This window comes from Nonomuraea sp. NPDC050478 (genome assembly GCF_044458265.1).
Lineage (GTDB): Bacteria > Actinomycetota > Actinomycetes > Streptosporangiales > Streptosporangiaceae > Nonomuraea > Nonomuraea ferruginea.
Map to the genome: position 1 here is coordinate 645,830 of NZ_JBITHT010000006.1, position 22,436 is coordinate 668,265.

At 71.1% G+C, this 22,436-nt stretch carries 15 protein-coding genes; 5 read left to right on the plus strand and 10 right to left on the minus strand.

Annotated elements, in window-relative coordinates; all coding sequences use genetic code 11:
- Positions 1 to 29: 29 nt before the first annotated feature.
- From ACIBF7_RS32135 to ACIBF7_RS32165, 7 genes are all read right to left on the minus strand, one after another.
- Positions 30 to 1,829 (minus strand): serine/threonine-protein kinase, encoded by a 1,800-nt coding sequence (locus tag ACIBF7_RS32135; RefSeq protein ID WP_246640756.1) that lies wholly within the window; start codon positions 1,827 to 1,829, stop codon positions 30 to 32.
- Positions 1,830 to 1,839: 10 nt separating this feature from the next.
- Positions 1,840 to 4,482 carry a protein kinase gene (locus ACIBF7_RS32140; protein WP_397198822.1) on the minus strand — a complete coding sequence of 881 codons (2,643 nt, stop codon included), beginning with the start codon at positions 4,480 to 4,482 and terminating at the stop codon, positions 1,840 to 1,842.
- A gap of 191 nt (positions 4,483 to 4,673) precedes the next feature.
- A complete protein-coding gene (locus ACIBF7_RS32145) occupies positions 4,674 to 5,186 on the minus strand; it encodes a YbaK/EbsC family protein (protein WP_148029442.1) in 513 nt (170 codons plus the stop codon).
- Between the two features lie 60 nt (positions 5,187 to 5,246).
- Positions 5,247 to 6,797: a flavin monoamine oxidase family protein gene (locus ACIBF7_RS32150; RefSeq protein WP_148029441.1), complete on the minus strand. Its 1,551-nt coding sequence runs from the start codon at positions 6,795 to 6,797 to the stop codon at positions 5,247 to 5,249.
- A gap of 179 nt (positions 6,798 to 6,976) precedes the next feature.
- On the minus strand, positions 6,977 to 7,819 hold the full coding sequence (locus tag ACIBF7_RS32155) for a M55 family metallopeptidase (RefSeq protein ID WP_219548340.1): 843 nt from the start codon (positions 7,817 to 7,819) through the stop codon (positions 6,977 to 6,979).
- A gap of 34 nt (positions 7,820 to 7,853) precedes the next feature.
- Positions 7,854 to 9,068 carry a DUF6395 domain-containing protein gene (locus ACIBF7_RS32160; protein WP_271276443.1) on the minus strand — a complete coding sequence of 405 codons (1,215 nt, stop codon included), beginning with the start codon at positions 9,066 to 9,068 and terminating at the stop codon, positions 7,854 to 7,856.
- Positions 9,059 to 9,442 (minus strand): hypothetical protein, encoded by a 384-nt coding sequence (locus ACIBF7_RS32165; protein ID WP_364230976.1) that lies wholly within the window; start codon positions 9,440 to 9,442, stop codon positions 9,059 to 9,061. The genes ACIBF7_RS32160 and ACIBF7_RS32165 overlap by 10 nt, the downstream gene beginning before the upstream one ends.
- Positions 9,443 to 9,643: 201 nt before the next feature.
- Here ACIBF7_RS32165 and ACIBF7_RS32170 point away from each other — a divergent pair, with 201 nt between their 5' ends.
- Together ACIBF7_RS32170 and ACIBF7_RS32175 are read left to right on the plus strand one after the other, a co-directional pair.
- Positions 9,644 to 10,984, plus strand: a complete 1,341-nt coding sequence (locus ACIBF7_RS32170) for a glycoside hydrolase (RefSeq protein WP_364230974.1) — start codon at positions 9,644 to 9,646, stop codon at positions 10,982 to 10,984.
- The gene (locus tag ACIBF7_RS32175; RefSeq protein ID WP_364230972.1) at positions 10,981 to 12,054 is read left to right on the plus strand and encodes an endo-1,4-beta-xylanase; all 1,074 of its coding nucleotides are present in this window, start codon (positions 10,981 to 10,983) and stop codon (positions 12,052 to 12,054) included. The genes ACIBF7_RS32170 and ACIBF7_RS32175 overlap by 4 nt, the downstream gene beginning before the upstream one ends.
- On the opposite strand, the gene ACIBF7_RS32180 is transcribed toward ACIBF7_RS32175, so the two are convergent.
- Positions 12,051 to 12,824: an enoyl-CoA hydratase/isomerase family protein gene (locus ACIBF7_RS32180; RefSeq protein WP_271276447.1), complete on the minus strand. Its 774-nt coding sequence runs from the start codon at positions 12,822 to 12,824 to the stop codon at positions 12,051 to 12,053. The two genes, ACIBF7_RS32175 and ACIBF7_RS32180, sit on opposite strands and share 4 nt — an antisense overlap.
- Before the next feature lie 151 nt (positions 12,825 to 12,975).
- Between ACIBF7_RS32180 and ACIBF7_RS32185 the strand changes: the two genes are divergently transcribed.
- Positions 12,976 to 14,889, plus strand: coding sequence for an N-acetylmuramoyl-L-alanine amidase (locus ACIBF7_RS32185; protein WP_364230969.1), 1,914 nt, complete (start codon positions 12,976 to 12,978; stop codon positions 14,887 to 14,889).
- On the opposite strand, the gene ACIBF7_RS32190 is transcribed toward ACIBF7_RS32185, so the two are convergent.
- Positions 14,852 to 15,748: a MurR/RpiR family transcriptional regulator gene (locus ACIBF7_RS32190; protein WP_148029433.1), complete on the minus strand. Its 897-nt coding sequence runs from the start codon at positions 15,746 to 15,748 to the stop codon at positions 14,852 to 14,854. The genes ACIBF7_RS32185 and ACIBF7_RS32190 overlap by 38 nt on opposite strands.
- 45 nt (positions 15,749 to 15,793) lie before the next feature.
- A complete protein-coding gene (glgP, locus tag ACIBF7_RS32195; protein WP_397198823.1) occupies positions 15,794 to 18,376 on the minus strand; it encodes an alpha-glucan family phosphorylase in 2,583 nt (860 codons plus the stop codon).
- 238 nt (positions 18,377 to 18,614) lie between these two features.
- Between glgP and ACIBF7_RS32200 the strand changes: the two genes are divergently transcribed.
- Together ACIBF7_RS32200 and treS are read left to right on the plus strand one after the other, a co-directional pair.
- Positions 18,615 to 20,660: an alpha-1,4-glucan--maltose-1-phosphate maltosyltransferase gene (locus ACIBF7_RS32200; protein WP_397198824.1), complete on the plus strand. Its 2,046-nt coding sequence runs from the start codon at positions 18,615 to 18,617 to the stop codon at positions 20,658 to 20,660.
- A 72-nt stretch (positions 20,661 to 20,732) separates the two neighbouring features.
- Positions 20,733 to 22,433 carry a maltose alpha-D-glucosyltransferase gene (gene treS / locus ACIBF7_RS32205; RefSeq protein ID WP_148029430.1) on the plus strand — a complete coding sequence of 567 codons (1,701 nt, stop codon included), beginning with the start codon at positions 20,733 to 20,735 and terminating at the stop codon, positions 22,431 to 22,433.
- The last annotated feature ends 3 nt before the right edge of the window (positions 22,434 to 22,436 follow it).

The window sequence follows — 22,436 nt, forward strand, 5'->3', positions numbered from 1 at the left end:
CTTCTCCCCACCACGGCCGCCGGGGACACTCACGACCAGGGCGACAGGAAGCCCAGCCCCAGCTCTCTCATCAGGTCGTCGACGAGGCCCGTGATCAGGCCGGTCGCACTGTCATGCGCCCGGGTGGTCAGCTCCTCGATGACGGTCTCGGGGGCCCGCCAGGGCTCCCACGACGGCGTGCCGCCCAGCGCGAACATCACCGCGAACAGCGCGACCGTGCCCATCACCAGGACCGCCACCGTCGCGGCGCCGGGCGAGCGCAGCACACCGGTGAGCGTGCGGGTGACCGCCTTGCGCGGCGAACCGCCGCCGGGCAGCAGGAACAGGCCGGCCACGAGCGCGCCGGCCGCGTAGGCGGCGGCCTCGTTCACGCCCATCCCGCCGCCCCACCGCAGCACGCCCCACACGCACACGCCGAACAGGATCGCCAGCGGCACCTGCACCACGCTCACCAGCGTGGCCTTGATCAGCGCCCACGGCGTGCCGACCAGCACGAGCAGCGGGTCGGCGGCGCTGCTGCCGCGCACCTGGCGCCGCTGCACCATGTCGCCGAACAGGTATTCGCCCACCCGCAGCACCAGCGCCAGCACGATCGCGATCGCGCTCACCATGACCGGCATCATCACCGCCAGCGCGACCAGCGTGACGAGCCCGAGCAGCGCCACGAACTGGCTGCCCGCGAGGTAGCGCTTGCGCTCGCGCGGCGGCGTCTGGTCGCGCGGCGGCGTGTAGGCCCGGGGCCGCGCCTGGGCCTGGGCCCGCGGCTGGGGCTGGGCCTGCGGCTGCGCGTGTGTGGGGGCCGGCGCGGGATAGCCCGCCACCCGCTGGTCCGGCCACGGGGGCCGGGACGTGACAGGCGCGGGGACGTACGGCGGCGGCTTCTCCTCGCGCGCCGGCCGCCCGTACTGGACCGGCGGCAGCAGGTCCGAGAACGACTCCATGACCTTCGTACGGCCGAGCAGCCGCTTGGTCCGCCCCGGCTGGTCCTCCGGCGGCGACTCGTTGAACGTGGTCACCGACGGGTCGAGCGCCCTGGCCATGCGCAGCAGCTCGCGGGCGTCGGGCCGGTCGGCGGGGTCGACCTGGAGCGCGCGGCTCAGCCAGCCGCGCAGCCACACGGGCGCCTTGTCGAGCTGCGCCCGCCCCTCCATGATGTTGAAGCACACCGCCTCGAACGTGCCGGTGCCGAACGGCGGCACCCCCGTCGCGGCGAAGAACACCGTGGAGGCCAGCGAGTGCACGTCGGCCCGCTGCGTGATGTCGGAGTCGCGGATGATCTCCGGCGCCAGGTAGCCAGGCGTGCCGACGAACATGCCGGTCTGGGTCAGCCGGGTGGCGTTGACCAGATGGGCGATGCCGAAGTCGATGACCAGCGGCTCGCCGTCGACGAGCATCACGTTGGACGGCTTGAAGTCGCGGTGGATCACGTCGGCCGCGTGGATGGCCACGAGCGCCTGGCACAGGCCCTGGGCGAGGGTGATGAGCTGGCGTGGGCCGAGCGGCCCGTCGGACAGCACGGTCTCCTCCAGCGTGCGCCCCGGCGCGAACCGGGTCACCACGTACGGCTGGCCCCCCACCAGCTCGGCGTCGAGCACCTCGGCGACGTGCGGGCTGCGCACCCGGCGCATCGTCTCGACCTCGCGGGTGAGCCGGTCGCGCGCCTTCAGGTCGGCGGCGACGTGCGGATGCAGGACCTTGATGGCGACCTCGCGGCCGTCGCCGTCGATGCCGAGGTGCACCACCCCCATGCCGCCTTCGCCGATCTTCCGCACCAGCCGGTACGGGCCGAGCCGCTCTGGCGTCTGGGTGTTGCCCGCGCTCATCGCCATCGTCCCAGCGTCATCCCCCCGAGTCCCCCTTCCAGTCCTGCAGCAGATCGACCACGGGCCCGACGTTCACCGGAGTCCATATGGCCCTCCTCGCGTTGTCCCCGAATGTGCCGGTGGCGAGGATCGGCGTGAGCGCGGCCATCGCCGCGAACACTCCCGCCATCACCATCGCCGCTGTTCTCGAGGGTACGAGCGATGAGAGCGTCCTGCGCATCTGGCGCCCCGGGCCCTCGACTCCGGGGCCTGCGCACACCGTCCACAGGGCCACCCCGGCGCCCCAGGCCAGCGCGTTGTACGGGCTCATGCCGGCCATCACCGTGAGCAGGAGCGTCACGGGCAGTCCGAGTATGAGCGCGTACGGGACCAGGGCAAGCGTGATGGCCGCCGACTTGACCAGCGCCTTGGGGTAGGCGAACACTCTGATGACGTCCAGCGCGGCCGCGCCCGTCGGCCGGCGGGTGATCAGCTCGGGCTGGGCCAGGTCGGCGGCGCGCAGCAGCACCGCGACCGGCAGCGACACCAGGGCCACCAGCACCGGCGCCCGCGCGGCCAGCACGATCATGATGATGAGCAGCATCGCGCCCGCCACCCCGTAGGCGGCCGACCGCTGCAGCACCTGACCGGGGCGGGCGCCGGGGATGAACGGCTCCCGCTTGGTCTGCGGGTCGGGCGGGAACTGGGCCTGCGGCGGGATGTACGGAGGGGGCTGCACCGGGGTGCCCCTGCCGTAGTCGGGGGCCTCGGGGCGCACCCGCCTGGTGGGCAGGTCCTGCGGGTCGGGCCGCACCCGCCGGGTCGGCACGTCGGCCTCCGGCACATGGTGGTTGGCCTGACCCTGGCCGCCCGGGCCCGGCTGCCAGGGCGCGCTCTGCTGGGCCTCGCGCTGCATCTGACGCAGCTCCTCAGGGCTCACCCTGCGCGTCGGCCACGGGTCGCCCTGGCCGAGCAGCGAGACGTACCGCTGGTCCTGCGCGGGCGGCGGGACGCGCGGGTCCTGCCCCTCGACGAGCTTGCGCGGCGTCATCGGCGGCGTGGAGATCTCCCAAGACGGCTTGTCACCGGCCTCGGCATCCCGAGACCCGCCACCCCCTTGCGCCCCACCAGCCACCCGCGAGCCGTGCGGCCCTCCAACAGGCCCTTGCGGCCCACTGCCGTGAGGCCTACCGGCAAGCCCTTGCGGCCCACTGCCAGCACCATGAGACCCGCTCGCAGGACTCTGCGGCCCGCTCCCTTGCCCATACGGCCCGGCGGCGGCACTTTGAGCACCGCTTCCCTGCCCATATGGCCCGGCGGCGGCACCCTGAGCGCCGCTGCCAGGGCCATGCGGCCCTCCGGCGGGGCCTTGGGGGCCGCTCTGCGGGCCTCCGGCGGGGCCTTGACCGGGCGGGCCGCCGAGGAGGCTCTGTGGCTGGCTGTGGGGGGTTCCGCCGGGGCCTTGGGCGCCGCCGCCCGGCCCGTACGGGGTGCCGGGCGTACCGGCGGCGGGGCCGCTGTCGGGGCTCTGGGAACCGGTGAGGAGGCTCTGCGCTCCGCTGCCCGGCCCCTGCGGGCCGCTCGCCGCGGCGCCGTGCGGCAGGGACGAAGGCACCTGAGGGCCGCCGCTCTGCGGGACCTGAGAACCGCCGCCGACCGCGGGGAACGCCGACTGAGAACCGCCGCCAGCCGGAGGGAACGATGGCTGAGAACCGCTTCCAGGGAAGGCCGGCTGGGAGCCGCCGGGGAAGGCCGGTTGGGGGCCGCTGGCGGGCTGGGGGCGGATTCTGTCGTGGCCGGGTGCGGGGGTGGTCGGTCCCTCGTACGGGGGAGTCACGGACGGGTCCGGGTGGGGGACCGTGGAGATCTCGTCGGGCATCGACAGCCCGGCCTTGGGCATCAGCCTGGCCACCTGCTCGGCCAGCTCGGCCGCCTTGGGCCGCTTCGCCGGGTTGCGCTGGAAGGCGCCCTTGAGCAGCGGCTGGAGCGGCCCGGGGGCGGCGCTCACGTCGGCCTTGCCCGCGGTGATGTTGTAGAACACCATCTCCAGCGTGCCCTTGCCGAACGGCGGCTGGCCCGTGCCGGCGTAGAGGAGCGTGCCGGCCCAGGCGTGGATGTCGACCTCGGGCCCGGCCTCCTGCCCCTCGATGATCTCCGGCGCGAGGTAGCCGGGCGTGCCGATGAACATGCCCGTCTGGGTCAGCCGCGTCGCGTCGACCGCCTGCGCGATGCCGAAGTCGATCAGCACGGGATCGCCGTCGAGGATCAGCACGTTGCCCGGCTTGAGGTCGCGGTGGATCACGCCGACCGAGTGGACGGCGGCCAGCGCCGCGGCCACCCCGTGACCGATCTTGAGCAGCGCGGGCAGGTCGAGCGGGCCGTCGTCCTTGACGATCTCGTCGAGCGAGCGGCCGGCGACGTAGCGGGTGACGATGTACGGGCGATGACCGGTCACATCGGCGTCGAGCACCTCGGCGATGTACTTGCTCCGCACCCGGCGCATCGTCTCGACCTCGCGCGAAAGCCGCCGCCTGGCGAGCTCGTCGCCGGCGACCTCGGCGCGCAGGACCTTGACCGCGACCTGCCGCCCCTGGGGGTCGACCGCGAGGTGGACGACGCCCATTCCCCCCTCGCCGAGCCGCCTGAGCAGCCGGTAAGGGCCGAGTCGGTCATCGTTCATGGCATGAAGCACCATACCGGCTTAATCCCCGCCCACGAGATGAACCATGAGGCCACATTCCCACTCGTACAACGTCCGGATCGGGGTGAATGGTTTCCGATCCAACGGTCTCGGTTCGGCCACGGTGTCTTCCCTCCGTGACCGATCGGCCCTCCGCCGGCATCGTTCCTCGCTCTCTGGAGCTGTCGCGCTCAGACGGACAGGGAGAGGACTTCCGCTCCCTTCAGCCCGGCCAGGGTGGCTCCGGAGACGGCGAGCTTGGACCGGCGCAGGCCGCTGCCGATGACCACCTCGGGGTGCTCGGCGACCTGGGTGTCGACCAGGATCGGCCAGTCGGCCGGCAGACCGACCGGGGTGATGCCGCCGTACTCCATCGCGGTGAGCTCCACCGCCTCCTCCATCGGGGCGAAGCTCGCCTTGCGGGCGCCGAGATGCTTGCGCACCACGCCGTTGACGTCGGCCCGGGTCGTCGCCAGCACCATGCAGGCGGCGTAGCGGACCTCGCCGCCGCGCTTGGCGGCGACGACGACGCAGTTGGCCGAAGCTCCCATGGCCACGCCGTAGCGCTCGCAGAACGCGGCCGTGTCGGCCAGCTCCGGGTCGATCTCCGCGACCCGGGCGTCCTCCACCTGCCCGATCGCCCGCGCCACCGGCTCGGCCAGCAGGTCGGTCCGGCCGGCGGCCGGCACCCAGTGCAACGTCATCCCATCTCCTCGATCGCTCCTCTCAGGACCTTACGCCGGTCCCGGGAGCAGCGGGTGGCGTCACGATGACTGCAGCACGCGTTTGTGCAGCTCAGTGACGACGCCACGGGCTGATTCCATCGCTCCGGCCATCCAGGCGGTCAGCCGGGTGAGCCAGTCGCCCGCGAAGTAGACCCTTCCGCTGGGACGTTGCAGAAGAGTGAAGGACGAATCAAAGGCGGGCCAGCTCGCCCAGCCGCCCTGGATGTGTTCCTGACGCTCCCATGCGATGGAGATGGAGGACAGGACGCCGGTGCGGTACTTCTCGCCGTGGATCTTCTTGCCCTGGGTGAGCGCGCGGCGGCGGCGGTCGTCGGGGGTGAGCGCGCCGTACAGCTCGGCGTCCGGCCCGTGGTTGTAGTAGCCGACCAGCACGCCGCGCTCGCTGTGGTAGCCGTACGAGGGGTACCAGATGCGTGCGATGTCCAGGTCGGTCTCGCTGACGCCGCCGTAGATCCGGTCCTCCAGCTCCCACCAGCGGCGGTCGTACTCCAGGCCGATCTTGCCGGTGGACATGGGCGTGGGGAGCCGCAGGGCGGCGGTGACGTCCGCGCCCAGGTTGTGCGGGATCTTGGCGAGCAGGTGGGGCGGCAGGGTGGCGATGCAGTAGTCGGCCTTGATCCGGCCGCCGTCCCAGGTGACCTCGACCCCGTCGGGCAGGTCGGTGATCCCGGTGACCTTGGCGCCGGTGGTGATCCGGTCCGCGCCGATGGCCTCCACCAGTCTGGTGACGATCGTGTCCGTGCCGCCGACGACCTGGAACATGGGGCTGGCCTGGTCGTGGCCGAAGTCGTTGGTGATGGCCCGGCCGGTGCCCGCGGCGAGCACCTGCGCCAGGCTGCCGGGCGGGGGGAACGGGCTGCCCTCGTCCAGGCCCGGGTAGTCGAAGAAGCCGCGGCGGGGCGAGCCCTCGTAGTCGAGCTCGGGGCCCAGGTCGCCGAAGCGTCGCAGGAAGGTGAGCAGCCGATCCCGGTCCTCGGCGGTGAGCTTGCGGTCGAGCGCGCCGGAGTCGGTGGCCTTCGCGAGCAGTTCGGCGACATATCCGTACATGTCGGCGCGGGCGGTGCGTTGGCGCACGGACTGGCCGTTGGTGTGGATGTACGCCTGGGCGTTCCTGTTGACGAACGTCTCGATGGGGACGCCCAGTTCGCGGCAGTAGTCCAGGGTCACCATCCACTGCGCGATCCGGGCCGGGCCGGCGTTGAAGTAGAGGCCCTCGCCCAGCTTGACCTCCTGGGCGGGGCCGTTCAGCTCGGTCAGCCGGTCGCCGCCGCGCAGGGTGAGGTTGCGCCCGCCGGCCTTGGCCCTGGCCTCCAGCAGGGTGCAGTCGTAGCCGGCCTTGCCCAGCTCGTAGGCGGCGGTCAGCCCCGTCACGCCGGCGCCGAGTATCACCACCTTGGCCGCGCCGCGTCCTTGCAGGGAGAAGTCGCCCGGCCTGGGCGGGGTGAAAGTCTTGTCCTGCTCGTCGGGGGCCAGCCCCAGCGCGCCCATGGCGGCGTACATGGCCCCGGCGCCGCCCGCGGCCCCGATGCCCACCAGCAGCCCGCGCCTGGTCAGCTCCGCGCCTTCCATGCCACCCGCCTCCAGCCCTGGCCGCGCTGTCAGACCCGCGCGGCGTCACGAACCCGCCCATGCTGCCGCCCCGCCGCCCGGGACACCCACGGAACCGGCCAATCCATCGCAAAACCCGGAACCCCGGACGAACGGTGGAACCCTACGACTCCCCGCCCCCGGTCCTCACGCGAGGGCCCTCACCCGTACGGGCCGCTGCCGCACGCCACCTGGCCGCCGATCGTCGCGAAGATGCCGAACAGCGCCATGATCTGCGCGAAGTCGTCCGTCGTGAACTCGGTGTGCCGCGACCCCGCCACCTTCACCCCGGGGATCAGCGCCACGGCCGCCGCGATCGCCGTCGAGTTCCACTCCACACCCAGCGTGTACGGGGGATCGATCGTGTAGGGCGTGAAGTCGGTCAACCGGCTTAGCGCCCTGGCCATGCCCTCACGGATCCGTCCCTGGGCCACGCTCGGCGGCAGCAACTCGGCGGAGAACTTGTCGATCCCCTTCTTGACGGCCACCGTCTCCACATCGCCGAGCAGCTGGCGGGCCTCCTCGCCGACGGCCTCGTCACCGGTGACCAGCACCACCGGCACGCCGTGGAACCCGGCGCACGCCGCCACCACCCGCGTCTCCCCGGCGATCTCGCCGTTGAGGTAGACGTTCTGGATCTCCTTGCCCATCCACGTGTGGTTGAGCACGCCGTGGCTCACCCCGGCCCGCGCGTGGTAGCCGACGAAGCCGGCCGCCTGGAAGGACCCGTCGAGCCCGTGCGCCATCCGCTGCGCCTTGCCCGGCCCCCTGATCAGGGTCGCCCGCGGGTCGAGCAGGTCGATCCGCAGGTTCTTGGTCGACCCGTGGGCGTCGTTCACCAGCACCTTCCCGGCGCCGGCGGCGAACGCCCCCTCGACCGCCGCGTTGGCGTCGGCCGTCATCAGCTCGCAGCCCCGCTCGTACCCGCGCTTGCCCGCGTGCATCTCCTCGGGGTCGGTCAGGCCGGTGACGCCTTCCATGTCGACGGACAGGTAGACCCTCATGCGCTCACTCCCTCACTCGCTGCCGCCGGAGACGTTATCCGGTGGAGCCCCAGGTCTCGACCCGGTGGATCTCCTTCTCCGTCATGAGGCCGACCTCGGCGGTCATGAACGAGGTGGCCCGCTCGCGCCACGGCTCCGGGATCTCGGCCAGCGCCGGCGGGTAGCAGTGTTCGAGCCAGCTGGTGGACTCCTCCGTGGCGTCGAAGTAGTCGAGTGCCCCGGCGAAGAGCGTCCGCTCGATCCCGGGGATGCGGGCCAGGCCGTACTCGACCATCTCCTGACCGCCGTACGGCGGCGGGCGGAGCCACTTCCTGGCCCGGGGGTGGCCGGCGGTGAGCGGGGTGTCGAGCGGGCGGCGTTCGACGGCGGCCTGGATGAGCTCCTTGTACAGGCACTTGGCGCAGGTCCGGCAGGGGCCGTCGGCCGCGCCGCTGAGGCACCACCGGACCTGGCCGGCGAGTTCGGACTCCAGCGCCAGGCGCATGGTGACCGCCTCGCTCACGCCGCCGACGGGCAGCACGATGTGCACGCCCACCGCGGCGAAGAGCCGGCCCCACTTGCCGTGCGGGGCCCACATGGGGTTGTCGGGGGTGTAGCGGTGCAGGTAGCGGCCGCCGCCGAGCCAGCGCGACCCGATCTCGTAGCCGAAGCCCAGCCCGCCGAGGTCCAGCCGGTCGGCGTTGAGCAGCGCGCCCGCCGCCACCGCGTGGTGCTCCGGATAGCCGGGGCGCGGCTCGGCCAGGGTGTACTCCAGGTCGGAGCGCACCGTGGTGAGCGGCCGGCCGGTCTGCTGGGCGAGCCTGGCCAGGACGTCGGAGCGGTAGTGCGGCCACCTGTTCGGCACCCGGGGGTGCGGCACCCGGCGGAAGTGCACGAACGGGGCGTCAGGGTAGATCGCGGCCGCGGCCACGGAGTCGGCGCCGCCGCTGTACGAGATCGCGAGCGTGCCGCCGGCGGCCCGGGGCTCGGCGCCGACGGGGCCGGCCTCGACGCCCCAGCCGTCATGGAGGACCTGCGCGAACCGGGCGGAGACCGCGCGGTCGAAGGTGATCCGCTTCCTCGTCCAGGGCGCGACGACCGTCCAGGCGGCGACGGCGAACAGGTCGGGGTGGGCGTCGTCCGGCACGTCGGTGATGGTGCAGGAGTTCGTGGCCAGCTTGACGGGATACTCGTCGGAGGCCTTGCCGGTGATCTGGTCTTCGAGGTCGAGCCGGAACGTGAGAAGGCCGTCAGCCCAGGTCACGCGCACGGCCGAGGCTCCTCCCGCGCCACGGCGGGCACCCGCGCCTTGAGGTCGTCGATCGCCTGCCAGATGAGGACCTCGTTCTGCAGCAGGCCGTCGAGAGCCTGGGCGGTCTCCTTGGCCAGGCGGTGGGCGTCACCGGCGACCCGCTGGGCGTCGGCGGACCCGGGCTGCGGCCCCGGCGGCCTGGCCTGTTGCCTGACGGCGGCGCGCAGGCGCTCGACCTCGGACTGGAGGGCGGCCATCTCCCGGCGCAGCGTCTGCACCTCCCAGAGAGCGTCTCTGATGTCCTGGCGGTGATCCGCGATCGAGATGTACCGGGAGTCGAACCACGAACGCACGGCTTGACGCAGCCGCGCGGGGACGAGGACGCGCTTCATGGAACGTCACCATAGTCGGAAACCTCCCTCGCTCCTGCCGTCCGAATCCGGGCTGTAGCTGGATCGGTATGGCTCTGCCACCGAATATCCGGCATATCCGGCGGACCTTGACAGAGGTGTTGACGAAGCGGCCCCCGCCATCTACGTTTCCGGCTGGCGACGAAATATATCGTCACTTTTCCGAAAAGTTTCGGAGGCGCCATGTTACGAGGCGTTGTCGCGGTCACCCTGCTCGGCTTCACCGCCGTGAACCCCGCGCCGCACGGGGACCCCCCGGCCGTCACCGTCCGGGAGCACGTCCGCCACCAGAACATCGACGGGTTCGGCCTCTCCCAGGCCTTCAGGCGCAACGAGCTGCTGGAAGCGCTGTCCCCCGAACAGCGACGCGAGATCCTCGACCTGTGGTTCGACCCGCGCGAGGGGGCCGGGCTGAGCATCCTGCGCCTGGGCATCGGCTCCTCCCCGGCCGGCAGCCCGTACGACCACATGGTCTCCCACCAGCCCGAGGACCCGGGCGGGCCGGACGCGCGCCCCCGGTACGTGTGGGACGGCGACGACAACAGCCAGGTGTGGGTCGCCAAGGAGGCGCGGCGGTACGGCGTCGAGCGCTTCTACGCCAACGCCTGGAGCGCCCCCGGCTACATGAAGGACAACGGCGACGACAAGAACGGCGGCACGCTCAAGCCGGAGTGGGCCGAGGCCTACGCCCGCTACCTCGTCGCCTACACCGACTTCTACAAGAAGGAGGGCATCCGGATCACCGACCTGGCGTTCACCAACGAGCCCGACTACACGGCCCCGTACGCCTCCATGCGGTTCACCCCGGAACAGGCCGCCGCGTTCGTCAAGGTCCTGGGCCCGATCGCCAAGGGCATGAACGTGGTCTGCTGCGACTCCTTCGGCTGGGACGAGGCGCGCGCCTACACCCGGGCCGTCGAGGCGGACCCCGAGGCCCGCCGCTGGGTCAAGGTCCACACCGGTCACACGTACGCGAGCCCCGTGGACGGCCCGCTGCCCACCCGCCGCCAGGTGTGGATGTCGGAGTGGAACCCCAACGGCACCACCTGGAACGAGAACTGGGACGACGGCAGCGGCTACGACGGCATGACCATCGCCCTGGCCGTGCACGACGCGCTGACGCTGGGCCGGGCCAACGCCTACGTCTACTGGTTCGGCGCCTCCCGCGGCGCGACCAGGGCGCTGATGCAGATCGACGACGCGGCCGGGACCTACCGGGTGGCCAAGCGGTTCTGGGCGCTGGCGGCCTACGGCAGGTTCATCAGGCCCGGCGCGGTCCGGCTCGACGCCACCACCGCGAACCCGGCGCTCAAGGCGTCGGCCTTCCGCAACCGTGACGGGTCCACGGTCATCGAAGTGATCAACACCGGCGCCGAGCCGGTCACCTGGCACGGCGTGCGCGGCCGGGCGACCGCGTACCTGACCGACAGCACGCACGACCTCGCCCCCAGCAAGATCACCGGCGGGAGCGTCACGCTCCCGCCGCGCGCCCTCACCACCATCGTCGTCGGAGGCCATCGATGAGACCCCTGATCGTCGCGCTCACGCTGGCGCTCGCCGTGCCCGCGTTCGCACTCCCCGCGTCCGCCGCGCCCCCCGGCCAGGACGCCGCGAAGAACCACCACCGCGTCAAGGACCTGCGCGACCTGGCGCGCAAGCACGGCATCAGGATCGGCAGCGCCGTGGACGTCGCCGCGCTGCGTGCCGAGGCCGACTACCGGCACGTGCTCAACCGCGAGTTCACCCACCTCACCGCCGAGAACGCGATGAAGTGGGAGAGCGTGGAGCCCGAGCGCGGCGTCTACACCTGGGACGACGCGGACGCGGTGGTCGCGAACGCGCGCCGCAACGGCCAGCAGGTGCGCGGCCACACGCTGATCTGGCACAACCAGCTCCCCGGCTGGCTGACCAGCGGCGTGGCGGACGGCTCCATCGGCCCCGCCGAGCTCAGGAAGATCCTGCGCGAGCACGTCCAGACCCAGGTCCGCCGCTACAAGGGCAAGATCAGGGCCTGGGACGTGGTGAACGAGGCCGTCGACGACGACGGCAACATGCGGCAGACCATCTGGCTGCAGCACCTCGGCCCCGGCTACATCGCCGACGCCTTCCGCTGGGCCCGCGCCGCCGACCCGCGCGCCAAGCTCTACCTGAACGACTACAACGTCGAGTGGAACCAGAGCAAGATCGACCGCTACCTGAGCATCGTCCAGGAGCTGCAGGCGCAGCGGGTGCCGATCGACGGCATGGGCTTCCAGGGTCACCTGGGCATCCAGTACGACTACCCCGGTGACTGGGCCGACGTCATGCGGCGCTTCGCCGCCCTCGGCCTGGAGATCGCGGTCACCGAGATGGACGTGCGGATGGTGCTGCCCGTCACGCCCGAGAAGCTCGCCACCCAGGCCGAGTACTACAGCAGGGCGCTGACCGACTGCCTGAGCGTCAAGGCCTGCCGCGAGTTCACCGTCTGGGGCTACACCGACCGGCACTCGTGGGTGCCCGGCTGGTTCGACGGCGAGGGCGCGGCCTGCATCCTCGACGAGAACCTGCGGCCCAAGCCCGCCTACCAGGCCCTGCTGGCGACCGCGAGGCGCTAGCGGCCGGTGAACTCGGGGGTGGACTTCTCGGTGAAGGCTGTCATGCCGGTCTTCGCGTCCTCCGTCGCGAAGATGCCGGAGAACTGGAGCCTCTCGATCTCCAGGCCGGAGTCGAGGTCCACCTCCATCCCCCGGTCGACGGCCAGCTTGGCGGCCCGCAGCGCGATCGCGGGCCCGCCGGTGAAGGTCGCGGCCCACTCGCGCGCGGCCTGGTAGACCTCGGCGTCGGGCACGACCCGGTCGACCAGGCCGATGGCCAGCGCCTCGGCGGCGGGCACGTGACGGCCGCTGAAGATGAGGTCCTTGGCGCGGGCCGGGCCGATCAGACGCGGCAGCCTCTGGGTGCCGCCGGCGCCGGGGATGATGCCGAGCTGGATCTCAGGCTGGCCCAGCTTGGCGGACTCCCCGGCGACCCGGAAGTCGGCGCACAGGGCGAGCTCGCAGCCGCCGCCGAGCGCGTAGCCGGTGATGGCGGCGATGACCGGCTTGCCGATGCGGGCGACGGCGGTGAGGCTGTCCTGCAGGGCGCGCGAGTGCGCGTACATGTCGGCGTACGACATGACCGCCATCTCCTTGATGTCCGCGCCCGCGGCGAACACCCGCTCGCCGCCGTAGATCACCACGGCGTGCACCCCGGGATCGTCGTCCACGAGACGGGCCGCTTCGGCGATCTCCCGCTGGACCTGGGCGTCGAGGGCGTTCATCTTCGGACGGTCGAGTCTGATCGTGGCGATCTGGTCGGCCACCTCGACGCTTACGAACTCAGCCATGGAGCGAACCCTACCGGCTGCCTTTTCGCCGGTTCCGGCAGGTCTGTCCGGGGACCCAGTCGATGAAGAATTTCTTCGCAAAGCTCTCGCCAGAGAAGGAAAATGTTGAGACGCTGACTCCGTTCTGACAGCCCCCAGCAAGGAGCGGTACATGCGCAGAGCGCTGGCGATCGCGGCGGTCGCCATCCTGCCCTTAGCCCACGTCACGGCCGCGTCGGCCGCCGAGCCCGACGACCGGCAGCAGGCCTTCGCGGCGGCGGCCGAGGAGTTCCAGGTCCCCGAGAGCGTGCTGCTCGGCGTCTCCTACCTGGAGTCGCGCTGGGACGCCCACGCCGGGACGCCCAGCAACAACGCGGGCTTCGGCCCCATGCACCTGACCGACGCGGCCTCGTACACCGGCTCCAACCACCACGGTCAGGACGAGGAGGACCCGCGCGGCGACGACAGCAGGCCCGCCGTCCCGGCGGCCGAGGCGCCCGGGCCCGCCGAGATCCCCGCCGCGCTGCGCACCCTGGAGCGGGCGGCCGAGCTGACCGGAGAGAGCCGCGAGCGGCTGCGCGCCGACCCGGCCGCCAACATCAGGGGCGGCGCCGCGCTGCTGGCCGACTACCAGAAGTCGATCGGCGCGCCGCTCAGCGACGACCCCGGCCAGTGGTACGGCGCGGTCGCCAAGTACTCGGGCGCCGAGCAGCAGGAGGCCGCCCGGTTCTTCGCCGACGAGGTCTTCGCCACGATCAAGTCCGGTGAGGAGCGGGTCACCGACGACGGCCACCGGGTCAGGCTCAGCCCCGTCCCGAACCTGGGCAAGGTCGTGGCGTGGCTGGAGAAGCTGGGGCTGCGCGCGCCGCGCCGCGACGGCGTGGAGTGCCCGAGCACGGTGTCGTGCGAGTGGATCCCGGCCGGCTACGCCGAGCTGCCCGGCGGCGGCTACGGCAACCACGACCTGGCGAACCGCCCCAGCTCCCAGAAGATCGACTACATCGTCATCCATGACATGGAGGGCTACTTCGGCCCCTCCGTCGGACTGGTGCAGAACCCGGCCTACCGGGCGAGCTGGCAGTACTCGCTCCGCTCCTCCGACGGGCACATCGCCCAGCACATCAAGGCCAAGGACGTCGCCTGGCAGGCCGGCAACTGGTACATCAACGCCAAGTCGATCGGGCTGGAGCACGAGGGCTTCCTGGCCGAGGGCCACACCTGGTACACCGAGGCGATGTACCGGACGTCGGCCAAACTGGTGCGCTACCTGGCGCTCCGGCACGGCGTGCCGCTCGACCGGGCGCACATCATCGGCCACGACAACGTGCCCGGCACGCTCCCGACCACGGTGCGCGGCATGCACGAGGACCCCGGGCCGTTCTGGGACTGGGCGCACTACTTCAAGCTGCTCGGCGCCCCGCTGCACCCGTTCGGCGGCCCCCGCTCCGGCGCGGTCATGATCAGGCCCGACTTCGAGAACAACAAGCCGTACTTCTACGGCTGCGACCGGCAGAACCCGGAGGCCGCCTGCCCGCCGCTGCCCGCGCACACCGTCTGGCTGCGCACCGAGCCGCGCGAGGACGCGCCGCTGGTGAAGGACATCGGCAAGCACCCCACGGGCGAGTCCCTCTACAGCGTGTACGACCACAGCGCGCGGGCCAGCACCGGCCAGCGGTACGCGGTGGCCGACCGGCAGGGCGACTGGACGGCGATCTGGTATCTCGGCCAGAAGGCGTGGTTCCACAACCCGGCGTCCGCGCCGACCGCCGTGCCGTCGATGGGGCTCGTGGTCACGCCCAGGCCGGGCCTGGCGACGGTGCCGGTGTACGGCAGGGCCTACCCGGAGGAGGCCGCCTACCCCGAGGGCGTCCCGTACCAGGCGGTCACGCCGTTGCAGTACACGTTCTCGGCGGGCGAGAAATACACACTGGCCGGGACGGCGGCGACCGAGTATTACCGGGCCGTCACCTTCGACCCGGCGAACCACCAGGTGGTCCGGGGCAAGACGAAGTATCTGCAGATCCAGTTCGGGCACCGGATCATGTTCGTCAAGGCTGACGACGTGCGGGTGACGTTCTCCGGGTGAACTCCGAGACGGCGCGCCTGGTGCTGGCCAGCGCCTCCTGCGAGGAGTCGTAGGTGCGCTGGGCGACGCCGACGAAGACGCAGTCGACGACGAGAAGCTGGCTGATGCGGCTGGCCAGGGCGCCGGGACGGAACTCCGTCTCGCGCCCGGCCGAGATGAGCACGTGCTCGGCCAGCTCCGCGATGGACGAGCGGGGGTTGTTGGTGATGGCGACCGTGGTCGCGCCGGCCTCCCCCGCCCGGCGCAGCGGCTCGATCACGTCGGGCGTCTCGCCCGAGGTGCTGATGCCGATCGCCACGTCGCCGTCCTTGAGCAGCACCGCGCTGGTCAGCGCCAGATGGGCGTCCTGGAAGGCGTGGCTGGACAGGCCGATGCGCAGCAGCTTCTGCGCGACGTCCTCGGCCACCAGGCCGGAGGCGCCCACTCCGTAAGCGTCGATGCGGCGGGCGCCGACGATGGCGTCGACGACCAGGCCGAGCCGCTCGGAGGTGAGCTGGGCGACCGTGTCGTTGATCGCCTCCGACTCGGCCCTGGCGACCTTCTGGATGACCTCCGACAGCGGGTCGTCGGGGGCCAGGTCGCCGGGCACCAGCCGGTCGGGCTGGGCGGCGGCCGCGGCCAGCGCCAGGCGCAGCTGCGGGTAGCCCGCGAAGCCGAGCAGCCTGGCGGTGCGCACGATCGTCGCCTCGCTCGTGCCCGACGCGGCCGACAGCTCCGTGATCGTGCTGCGGGCCACCGTCGCCGGGTCCTCGAGGATCAGCTGGGCGACGGTGCGGGCAGCGGGCGTCAGGGACGGCAGCACACCACGAACCGTGGCCACCAGGGTGTCGGCTCGCATGCCGTTGCCGCTGTCGTCCACAGACCTGATTATGCCGTTGGTTGACCTGATTTCTACACCGCGTAATCAGCGCAGGGTGCCGTTGGTCATGCCGACCGGCTCCTCGGGCACGGCGATCAGCCCCAGCTCGGCCCGCGCGGCCACCAGCGGGTGGTGCGGCACGACCCGGACGGTGTAGCCGAAGGCGCCGGTGCGGCCGAGCGGGACCACCCCGGTGAAGTGGGCGCGGCCGTCGTCGTCGACCCCGGCCGCGGTCAGCTCGGCGTACTCGGGATGGATCAGCTCGTCGTGCGGGCCGACCCTGCCGTAGGCGGCCTCCACCAGCACGTCGCCGGGCTCCAGGTCGCCGAGCGTGATCGTGGCCCGCAGCTCCAGCGAGGCCCCGACCTCCGGCGTGTCTCCGACGCCCGACGCCTCCACGTGCTCGACGCGCACGCCCGGCCACTCCTTGGTGACCTTGAGCCGCCAGTCGGCGAAGGCCCGCGCGGGAGCGTACCCGTCGGCCGACAGCGCCCGCGCGGCCCTGGCGGCGGGCGTGTAGAGGCCCACCACGTAGTCGCGGAGCATCCGCCCGGCGAGCACCTTGGGCCCGAGCGAGGTCAGGGTGTGCTTGACCATCTCCATCCAGCGGCGGGGCAGCCCGTCGGCGGCCCGGTCGTAGAAGCGGTCGGCCACCTCGTGCTCGATGAGGTCGTAGAGCGCGGTGGCCTCCAGCTCGTCACGCCGGTCGGGGTCGGTCACCCCGTCGGCGGTGGGGATGGCCCAGCCGTTGGTGCCGTCGTACCACTCGTCCCACCAGCCGTCGCGGATGGACAGGTTGAGTCCGCCGTTGAGCGCCGACTTCATGCCGGACGTGCCGGACGCCTCCAGCGGGCGCAGCGGGTTGTTGAGCCACACGTCGCAGCCCTGCACCAGCAGCTGGGCCAGGGCCATGTCGTAGTCGGGCAGGAAGACGATGCGATGGCGGACGTCGGCGCGGTCGGCGAACTTGACGATCTGCTGGATGAGCTTCTTGCCGCCCTCGTCGGCCGGGTGGGCCTTGCCCGCGATCAGGATCTGCACCGGCTTGTCCGGGTCGAGCAGCAGCTCGCTCAGCCGCTCGGGGTCGCTGAGCATGAGCGTGAGCCGCTTGTAGGACGGCACCCGCCGGGCGAACCCGATCGTCAGCACCTCGGGGTCGAGCACGTCGTCGATCCAGCCCAGCTCGGCCGGCGAGGCGCCGCGGTCGAGCCACGACCGGCGCAGCCGCGCCCGCGCGCCCTCGACCAGGCGGCCGCGGAGCTCGCGCCTGATCTCCCAGATCTCCGCGTCGGAGATCTTCTGCACGCCCTCCCAGCCGCGCGCCCGCTCCAGCAGCGACGGCAGCTCGCGGCCGGCCAGCTCCATGAACTCGCGGCCGACCCAGGTGGGCGCGTGGACGCCGTTGGTGATCGAGCCGATCGGCACCTCGTCGACGTCGAAGCCGGGCCACAGGTCCTTGAACATGTCCCGGCTGACCTCGCCGTGCAGCTCGGACACGCCGTTGACGCGCTGGGCCAGCCGCATGCCCATGACGGCCATGTTGAACCGGCCGGGATCGGCCTCGGCGCCGAGTTCGAGAATGCGCTCGACGGGCACGGTCGGCCAGGCGTTGCCGCCGCCGAACTGGCGGGCGATCATGTCGACGGGGAACCGGTCGATGCCCGCGGGCACCGGGGTGTGGGTGGTGAACACCGTCCCGGCCCGCACCGCCTCCAGCGCCTCGTCGAAGGAGAGCCTGGACTCGGTCAGCTCGCGGATGCGCTCCAGGCCGAGGAAGCCCGCGTGGCCCTCGTTGGTGTGGAACACCTCGGGGTCGGGGTTGCCGGTGATGCGGCAGAAGGCCCGGATGGCGCGCACCCCGCCCACGCCGAGCAGGAGCTCCTGCATCAGCCGGTGGTCGGTGCCGCCGCCGTAGAGCCGGTCGGTGACGTCGCGGGCGGCGCTGTCGTTCTCGGCCACGTCGGAGTCGAGCAGCAGCAGCGGGACCCGCCCGACCTGCGCCATCCAGACCTGGGCGTGCAGCACCCGGTCGTCGGGCAGCGAGATGCGGATCTTGACCGGCGCGCCGCCGGGCTCCTTGAGCAGGCTCAGCGGCAGGCCCCCGGCGTCGAGCGACGGGTAGTGCTCCAGCTGCCAGCCCTCGGGCGAGAGCGACTGCGTGAAGTAGCCGTGGCGGTAGAGCAGGCCCACGGCCAGGATCGGCACGCCGAGGTCGCTGGCCGCCTTGAGGTGGTCGCCCGCCAGGATGCCGAGGCCGCCCGAGTACTGCGGCAGCGCGGCGGCGATGCCGTACTCGGGTGAGAAGTAGGCGATGGCCCGCGCGGCGTCGGGCAGCGTCTGGTACCACCGCGGCGCGGTCATGTACTCGCGCAGGTCGTCCGCGGCGTCGGCGAGCCGCCGGCGGAAGCGGCGGTCGGCGGCCAGTTCGGCCAGCCGGTCGGGCCCCACGGCGCCCAGCAGCGCGACCGGGTCGTGGCCGACCCGCTCCCAGAGGACGGGGTCGACCTCGGCGAAGAGATCCATCGTCTCTGGGTGCCATGACCAGCGCAGATTGTGGACGAGCTCGCCGAGTGCGGCCAGCTCCGCGGGCAGGACGGTCCGGACGGTGAACCGGCGGATAGCTCTCACAATGTGAACCCTACGGGCTAGGAGGAACGTCTGGTTCCTTCACCCCCAGTCCCGGCTTTCAAACCCCTTCCGAGATGAAGCATGAAGGGAGACTTTTGGGGCAACTTTCCCCCATGTCAGGTTCTCCCGGGGACACTCGGGAGTTCTATCCACCGCTGCCCGCAATTCACGTGCAAGGATCGATCCTGCCAGGAAAGCCTCCGGCGGTACCGAGTGCCGTCGCAAACCTTGAAATGCGATGATCGGACGAATTCCCATCACGGACATCTCCCCCGTCGTCGACTGCGGGCAGTGGCCCGCCAAGGCGGTCGCCGGCGAGACCTTCGAGGTCTCCGCGACCGTGTTCCGGGAGGGCCATGACGCCGTGGCCGCCGGAGTGGTTCTCACCGCGCCGGACGGGCAGCGGGGCAGGCTGAGACCGATGCGCGAGACCGCCCCCGGCACCGACCGGTGGGCCGTGGAGGTCTGCCTGCCGAGCGAGGGCGACTGGCTCTACCGCGTGGAGGCGTGGAGCGACCCCATCGCCAGCTGGCTGCACGACGCCGACATCAAGATCCCGCGCGGGCTCGACACCGATCTCATGTGCGAGGAGGGCGCGCGCCTGTTCGAGCGCGCGGCCAGGGCCGTGCGGCAGGCCGACTGCCCGGCTCCCGACGGCGCCAACGGCGAGAGCGCCTGCGGCCACCGGGCCGCGCTGCTCGGCGTCGCGGCGAGGCTGCGCGACGAGGACCTCGACCCGCGGGCCCGTCTGTCGATCGCGCAACTGCCCGAGACGGCCTCGCTGCTGGCGGCCCACCCGCTGCGCGAGCTGGTCACCAGGTCCAGGCAGCAGAAGGTGCGGGTGTCCAGGCGTCGGGCGCTCTACGGCTCCTGGTACGAGTTCTTCCCGCGGTCGGAGGGGGCCGTGGTCAACGGCGTCGGCGCCTCCAAGTCCGGAAATTTCCAGACTGCGGCCAAGCGACTGCCCGCCATCGCCAAGATGGGCTTCGACGTCGTCTACCTGCCCCCGATCCACCCGATCGGCCACACCTTCCGCAAGGGACGCAACAACACGCTCAACCCCGAGCCCGACGACCCCGGCTCACCGTGGGCGATCGGCTCGGAGGACGGCGGGCACGACGCCGTCCACCCCGACCTGGGCACCATCGACGACTTCGACGACTTCGTCGGCCGCACCCGCGAGCTGGGCATGGAGGTGGCGCTCGACTTCGCGCTGCAGTGCTCCCCCGACCATCCGTGGGTCAAGGAGCACCCGGAGTGGTTCACCGTCCGGGCCGACGGCACGATCGCGTACGCCGAGAACCCGCCCAAGAAGTATCAGGACATCTACCCGCTCAACTTCGACAAGGACCCCGAGGGCCTGTACGCGGAGATCAAGCGGGTGCTGCGCCACTGGATGGACCACGGCGTGCGGATCTTCCGGGTGGACAACCCGCACACCAAGCCGGTGGCGTTCTGGGAGCGCCTCATGGCCGACATCCACGCCACCGACCCTGACGTGCTGTTCCTGTCGGAGGCGTTCACCCGGCCGCCGATGCTGCACGCGCTGGGCAAGATCGGCTTCCACCAGTCGTACACGTACTACACCTGGAAGAACTCCAAGTGGGACGTCGAGGACTACCTGGCGGAGCTGTCCCACGCCACGTCCCACTTCCTGCGGCCCAACCTGTTCGTCAACACGCCGGACATCCTGCACGAGTACCTGCAGCACGGCGGGGTCCCGGCGTTCAAGATCAGGGCCGTGCTGGCGGCGACGGCCTCGCCGACGTGGGGGGTGTACTCGGGCTACGAACTCGCGGAGAACGTGCCGGTACGTCCCGGCAGCGAGGAGTATCTCGACAGCGAGAAGTACCAGTACCGGCCGCGTGACTGGGTGACCGCGGAGCGGGATGGCCGCAGCCTGGCGCCCTTCATCACCCACCTGAATCTCTTCAGAAGGGCCCACCCGGCCCTGCAGGAATTGCGTAACCTACGGTTCCACCGGGTCGACCAGCCGGACATCATCTGCTTCTCCAAACGGCTGCCCGGCGCCTACGACGCGGCCACACGACGGCACGGACTGGGCGACGTCGTCATAGCGGTGATCAACCTCGATCCGCACCATACGCACGAGGCCACGGTAGACCTCGACCTGCCCGCCCTCGGGCTCGACTGGAACGCCGAGTTCGTGGTGGACGACGAGTTTTCTGGCGAGTCGTACCGTTGGAGACAGAACAACTACGTGCGTCTCGACCCTCACATCCAGCCGGCCCACCTTCTCACCGTACGAGCGTCGCCACGGTAGAGCTGAATTCAGCGGGGAGTCTTCAACAGTGTGTGCAAGCGCCTCCCTCATGAGCACCCGAGAGGAGAGCTCATGAGCTCCACACCCATTCCCAACACCTTCGACGACGAGAAACCACGCGACCCCTACTGGTACCGGCGTGCCGTCTTCTACGAGGTGCTGATCAGAGGGTTCGCCGACTCCAACGGCGACGGCACGGGCGACATCCGCGGCCTCATCGGCAAACTCGACTACCTGCAGTGGCTCGGCGTCGACTGCCTCTGGCTGCTCCCGCTGTACGAGTCACCGCTGCGCGACGGCGGCTACGACATCGCCGACTTCATGAAGATCCTCCCGGAGTTCGGTGACCTCGGCGACTTCGTACGGCTGGTCGAAGAGGCGCACAAGCGCGGCATGCGGGTCATCGCCGACCTGGTGATGAACCACACCAGCGACGCCCACCCGTGGTTCCAGGCGTCCCGCCACGACCCGGAGGGGCCGTTCGGCGACTTCTACGTCTGGTCCGACACCGACACGCGCTACCCCGACGCCCGCATCATCTTCATCGACACCGAGACGTCCAACTGGACGTATGACCAGGTGCGCGGGCAGTACTACTGGCACCGGTTCTTCCATCACCAGCCGGACCTCAACTACGAGAACCCCGCGGTGCAGGACGCGATGCTGGAGGTGCTGCGCTTCTGGCTCGACCTGGGCATCGACGGGTTCCGGCTGGACGCGGTGCCGTACCTCTTCGAGGAGGAGGGCACCAACTGCGAGAACCTCCCGAAGACGCACGAATACCTCAAGCGGGTGCGGGCCGAGGTCGACAGGCTCTACCCGGACCGGGTGCTGCTGGCCGAGGCCAACCAGTGGCCTTCGGACGTGGTGGAGTATTTCGGCGACCCGGTGGGCGGCGGGGACGAATGCCACATGGCTTTCCATTTCCCGCTGATGCCCCGCATTTTCATGGCGGTCCGCCGGGAGTCCCGTTACCCCATTTCCGAAATTTTGGCACAAACGCCGAAAATTCCGGAAAACTGCCAGTGGGGAATCTTCCTCCGCAACCACGACGAGCTGACCCTCGAAATGGTCACGGACGAAGAACGCGACTATATGTATACCGAATACGCCAAAGACCCCCGTATGCGGGCGAACGTCGGCATCCGCCGCCGGCTGGCGCCCCTGCTGGAGAACGACCGCAACCAGATCGAGCTGTTCACCGCCCTGCTGCTCTCGCTGCCCGGCTCGCCGGTGCTCTACTACGGCGACGAGATCGGCATGGGCGACAACATCTGGCTCGGCGACCGCGACGGCGTCCGCACCCCCATGCAGTGGGACCCGGACCGCAACGCGGGCTTCTCCGACTGCGACCCCGGCCGCCTCTACCTGCCGGTGATCATGGACCCGATCTACGGCTACCAGGGGCTCAACGTCGAGGCCCAGCAGAAGAACGCCGGCTCGCTGCTCCACTGGACCCGCCGGATGATCGAGATCCGCAAGCGCCACCCGGTGTTCGGGCTCGGCGAGTTCATCGAGCTCAACTCCTCCAACCCGAGCGTGCTGGCGTTCGTCCGCGAGCTGGGCGACGACCGCATGCTCTGCGTGAACAACCTGTCCCGCTTCCCGCAGCCGGTGGAGCTGGACCTGCGCAGGTTCGTGGGCGTCTCACCCGTGGAGACCATGGGTGGCGTGCCATTTCCACCGATTGGCGAACTTCCGTATCTTTTGACGCTCCCTGGGCATGGGTTCTACTGGTTCACTTTGCCGCCGGCCCACACCCAGGAGGAGTAGGAC

Coding starts and splice junctions, on each gene's coding strand:
- treS (WP_148029430.1), top strand. CDS start 20,733: ATGAGCTCCACACCCATTCCCAACACCTTCGACGACGAGAAACCACGC.
- ACIBF7_RS32180 (WP_271276447.1), bottom strand. CDS start 12,824: ATGGCTGAGTTCGTAAGCGTCGAGGTGGCCGACCAGATCGCCACGATC.
- ACIBF7_RS32175 (WP_364230972.1), top strand. CDS start 10,981: ATGAGACCCCTGATCGTCGCGCTCACGCTGGCGCTCGCCGTGCCCGCG.
- ACIBF7_RS32145 (WP_148029442.1), bottom strand. CDS start 5,186: ATGACGTTGCACTGGGTGCCGGCCGCCGGCCGGACCGACCTGCTGGCC.
- ACIBF7_RS32185 (WP_364230969.1), top strand. CDS start 12,976: ATGCGCAGAGCGCTGGCGATCGCGGCGGTCGCCATCCTGCCCTTAGCC.
- ACIBF7_RS32135 (WP_246640756.1), bottom strand. CDS start 1,829: ATGGCGATGAGCGCGGGCAACACCCAGACGCCAGAGCGGCTCGGCCCG.
- ACIBF7_RS32140 (WP_397198822.1), bottom strand. CDS start 4,482: ATGAACGATGACCGACTCGGCCCTTACCGGCTGCTCAGGCGGCTCGGC.
- ACIBF7_RS32150 (WP_148029441.1), bottom strand. CDS start 6,797: ATGGAAGGCGCGGAGCTGACCAGGCGCGGGCTGCTGGTGGGCATCGGG.
- ACIBF7_RS32165 (WP_364230976.1), bottom strand. CDS start 9,442: ATGAAGCGCGTCCTCGTCCCCGCGCGGCTGCGTCAAGCCGTGCGTTCG.
- ACIBF7_RS32200 (WP_397198824.1), top strand. CDS start 18,615: ATGATCGGACGAATTCCCATCACGGACATCTCCCCCGTCGTCGACTGC.
- ACIBF7_RS32155 (WP_219548340.1), bottom strand. CDS start 7,819: ATGAGGGTCTACCTGTCCGTCGACATGGAAGGCGTCACCGGCCTGACC.
- ACIBF7_RS32170 (WP_364230974.1), top strand. CDS start 9,644: ATGTTACGAGGCGTTGTCGCGGTCACCCTGCTCGGCTTCACCGCCGTG.